Genomic DNA, 4193 nt, shown 5'->3' on the forward strand with positions numbered 1-4193 from the left:
CGCCGACGTGATCGCCGCGGCGAGACCGACGGCGGCGGCGACGTTCTCGGTGCCCGACCGAAGTCCACGCTCCTGGCCGCCCCCGTGGATCAGCGGCTCCAAGGGCACGCCTCGGCGGACCCACAGCGCCCCGCTCCCCTTCGGCGCACCCACCTTGTGGCCGCTGAGCGAGAGGGCGTCGACGCCGAGCTGCGTGGGATCCACGACGACGGACCCGACGGCCTGGACGGCATCGGTGTGCACGAGCGCCCCCCGTGCGCGTGCCAGGGCGGCGACCTCGGCGACCGGCTGGACCGTCCCGACCTCGTTGTTCGCGAGCATGACCGACACCAACGTGGTCTCGGCGCCGATCAGTCGTTCCGCCTGCGTCAGGTCGACGACGCCGTCACCGTCGACGTCGAGCAGGTCTCTCCGGAACCCGTGCAGTCTGACCAGGTGGTCGCACGCCTCCAGCACGGCAGGGTGCTCGATCCGGGTGGTCACGAGGTGGCGCCCACGCGGGTTCGCCAGTGCCAGTCCCTTCACCGCGAGGTTGTCGGCCTCCGTCCCACCGGAGGTGAGCACGATCTCCGCCGGCCGGGCACCGAGCGCGGCGGCGACGTCCGCGCGTGCGCGCTCCAGCGCCCGGGACGCGACGTCTCCGAGACCGTGGCGGCTCGACGGGTTGCCGAACTCGCCGGTGAGGAAGGGCCACATCGCCTCCAGCACCTCGCGGCGAACCGGCGTGGTCGCGGCCGTGTCGAGGTAGCGCACCCTAGACCGCCACCTCGACGTCGAGCCCCAGGTCGAGCGCGGCGACGCTGTGCGTGAGGGCCCCCACCGAGATCAGGTCGACCCCGGTCAGCGCGATCTCACCGACCCGAGGGAGCGTGATGCCGCCGCTGGCCTCCACCAGCGCCCGCCCGGCGACCTTCTCGACACCGGTACGGAGGTCCTCGAGCGTGAAGTTGTCGAGCATCACGGTGTCGACACCGGCCGCGAGGACGGCATCGAGCTGGTCCAGGCGGTCGACCTCGACCTCGAGGTGCACCGTGTGCGGGAGCGCCTCTCGCGCGGCTCGCAGCGCCGAGGTGATGCGCTCCGGGTCGTCGCCGAGGACAGCGAGGTGGTTGTCCTTGGCCATCACGGCGTCCGACAGCGAGAACCGGTGGTTGTGCCCGCCGCCGCACCGCACGGCGTACCGCTCGAACGCCCGCAACCCCGGCGTCGTCTTGCGGGTGTCGACGATGCGCACACCCGTCCCGGCGACGGCCTCGACGTACGCGCGCGTCTGTGTGGCGATGCCGGACATCCGCTGGACGAAGTTCAGCGCGACGCGCTCGGCGCGAAGGACGCCCCGGGCGGGACCTACCACGGTCGCGACGACCGTCCCCGGCTCGAGCGCGTCACCGTCTGCCCGCTCGAGCCGGACCGAGATGGCGGGGTCGACGGTCGTGAAGGCCACGTCGACGACCCGTCCGCCGGAGAGCACTCCGGCCTCCCGGGCCACCATGCGCGCGGTGGCGACCGCCTCCGCCGGGACCAGCACCTCCCCCGTGAGGTCTCCCCACGGCGAGTCCTCCTGGAGTGCTGCCTGCACCCCTGACCTGATGAGCGTGTCGGTCAGCATGCGAGTGTTCCCTTCCGCACCCACGACAGGTGGCGGTCGAAGGCGGGGTCACGGTCGGGACGGTCGGACCGGAAGTGGGCGCCGCGCGACTCCTCCCGGGCCAGCGCCGCCGTCACCACCACCCGCGCAACCTCCAGCAGGTTGGCGTCCTCGTACGCCGCCGTGGTCCCGTCGACGGTCGGGGACCACCCGGCGATGGCGTCGGCCGCCGCCTGGAGGGTGTCGCCGTCGCGGACGAGTCCCGCGGCGGCCCACATCGTCGTCTGCAGCTCGTCCCGGTCCAGGGCGCCTGCGGTGTGCCCACCGGTCGTCACTCCGACGGGCTCGGCGGCGTACGGGGTGGGCTCACCGTCCCACGCGGCCGCTCCGGGCTCCTGGAGCGCGGACACGCAACGCCGTGCGGTCACCGCGCCCTCGAGGAGCGAGTTGGAGGCGAGACGGTTCGCGCCGTGCAGGCCCGTGCACGCGGCCTCGCCGACGGCGTACAACCCGGGGACGCTCGTGCGCCCGTCGAGGTCGGTCCGGATGCCGCCCATGAAGTAGTGCGCGGCGGGCGTGACGGGGATCGGTCCCTCGTCCCAGCGCAGCCCATGGGCGCGGCAGCGCGCGTCGAGGCCCGGGAAGCGTCGGGCGAGGAACTCCGCACCGAGGGCGGTGGCATCGAGCAGGACCGGCTCACCGCCCTGCTCGTGCATGACCCGAGCGATCTCACGGGCCACGACGTCGCGCGGTGCCAGCTCGGCGTCGCGGTGGACGTCACGCATGAACCGCCGCCCCGCCTGATCGCGGAGCACGGCTCCCTCCCCCCGGACGGCCTCCGAGATCAGTCCCCCGCCGGGCACGGCCAGGCGGGTCGGGTGGAACTGGTACATCTCCACGTCCGTCGCCACCGCTCCCGCACGCAGGGCGAGGGCCAGGCCGTCACCGGTGGAGCCGACGGGGTTGGTGGTGTGCGCGTAGAGCTGTCCGGCTCCCCCGGTCGCGAGGACCACGGCATCCGCCTCGAGCGTCCGGGGGCGCCCGCTCGGGGCGCCGACCCAGGTGAGGCCCACGACCGCGCCGTCGCGGAGGCTGAGGTCGGTGACCATGGCGTGGTCGTGCACGGCGAGCGCGCCCGTCTGCACCTTCGCGGACAGCGCACGGACGATCTCGGCCCCGGTCGCGTCGCCGTCGGCGTGCAGGATCCGCGGCGCCGAGTGTGCCGCCTCCAGGCCGAGCGCGAGTCGCCCGTCCTGCCGGTCGAACCGGGTGCCCCACCGGATGAGCGCCGCGACCGCGTCGGGTCCCTCACCGCACACCACCTCGGCCGACGCACGGTCGACCAGTCCGGCACCTGCGGTCACCGTGTCCGCGACGTGCGCCGCGACGGAGTCCTCGACGCCCGCTCGCGCCGTAGCGTCGAGGACGACCGCGATCCCGCCCTGCGCGTACCGGGTCGTCGCCTCGCCCAGCGCTCCCTTGGTGAGAAGGACGACGTCGTGGTGAACGCTCGCCTCGACGGCGGTCGTCATCCCCGCGATCCCGCTGCCGACCACGACCACCCGGAGGCGTCGGGGCCGAGCACGGCTCGTCATGCTGCCCGCTCCGGCGGGCGGGCGGCCAGCATGCGCTCGAGCGCGACGCGGGCACCGTCGGCGACCTGCGGGTCGACCTGGATCTGGTTCTCGACCCGTCCTTCGAGGAGCCCGTCGAGCACCCAGGCGAGGTAGCCGGGGTGGATCCGGTACATCGTGGAGCAGGGGCACACGACCGGGTCGAGGCAGAAGATCGTGTGCTCGGGGTGCTCGACGGCGAGCCGCTGGACGAGGTTGATCTCCGTCCCGATCGCGAACGTCGTCCCAGCCGGCGCAGACTCCACCGCCTTGCGGATGTAGTCGGTGGAACCTGCCTCGTCGGCGGCGTCGACGACCGGCATGGGGCACTCCGGGTGCACGACCACGCGGACGTCCGGGTGCGCTGCGCGCGCACTCTCGATCTGAGCGACGGTGAACCGCTTGTGCACCGAGCAGAAGCCGTGCCACAGCAGAACCTTCGCGTCCCGCAGCGTCTGCTCGTCGTTGCCGCCGAGCGGCTTGCGCGGGTTCCACATGGGCATGGCGTCGAGGCTCACGCCCATCGCCTTCGCCGTGTTGCGACCGAGGTGCTGGTCGGGGAAGAAGAGCACACGCTGCGCTCGCTCGAACGCCCACCGCAGCACGGTCTCGGCGTTGGACGACGTGCACACGATGCCGCCGCGGTCGCCGCAGAAGCCCTTGAGGGCCGCCGAGGAGTTCATGTAGGTCACCGGGATCACCGGGAGCCTGCCGTCGGCGTCAGGCTCGGTCCCGTAGACCGCCTCGAGCTCGGCCCACGCCTGCTCGACGGAGTCGATGTCGGCCATGTCGGCCATCGAGCACCCGGCCGCGAGGTTCGGGAGGATCACGGCCTGCTGCGGACCGGAGAGGATGTCGGCGGTCTCGGCCATGAAGTGGACCCCGCAGAACACGATCGCCTCGGCGTCGGGGCGGGTCAGCGCGGCGTTCGCGAGCTGGAAGGAGTCGCCAACGAAGTCGGCGTGCCGGACGACCTCGTCACGCTGGTAGAA

At 73.0% G+C, this 4193-nt stretch carries 4 protein-coding genes; all 4 read right to left on the reverse strand.

Going from position 1 to position 4193, the window contains the following annotated elements; all coding sequences use genetic code 11:
* Window positions 1-753, reverse strand: a 753-nt coding sequence (locus tag PV363_RS16225; protein ID WP_301022876.1) for a cysteine desulfurase family protein, incomplete at its 3' end; no start/stop codon positions are given.
* Window position 754: 1 nt separating this feature from the next.
* Window positions 755-1609: a carboxylating nicotinate-nucleotide diphosphorylase gene (nadC, locus tag PV363_RS16230; RefSeq protein ID WP_220340894.1), complete on the reverse strand. Its 855-nt coding sequence runs from the start codon at window positions 1607-1609 to the stop codon at window positions 755-757.
* A complete protein-coding gene (gene nadB, locus PV363_RS16235; RefSeq protein ID WP_220346685.1) occupies window positions 1603-3183 on the reverse strand; it encodes an L-aspartate oxidase in 1581 nt (526 codons plus the stop codon). Before nadB ends, nadC begins: the two co-directional genes overlap by 7 nt.
* The coding region (gene nadA, locus PV363_RS16240; RefSeq protein ID WP_301022877.1) for a quinolinate synthase NadA at window positions 3180-4193 on the reverse strand (1014 nt) is incomplete at its 5' end. The genes nadB and nadA, both read right to left, overlap by 4 nt.

Source organism: Mumia sp. (assembly GCF_028803055.1).
GTDB lineage: Bacteria > Actinomycetota > Actinomycetes > Propionibacteriales > Nocardioidaceae > Mumia.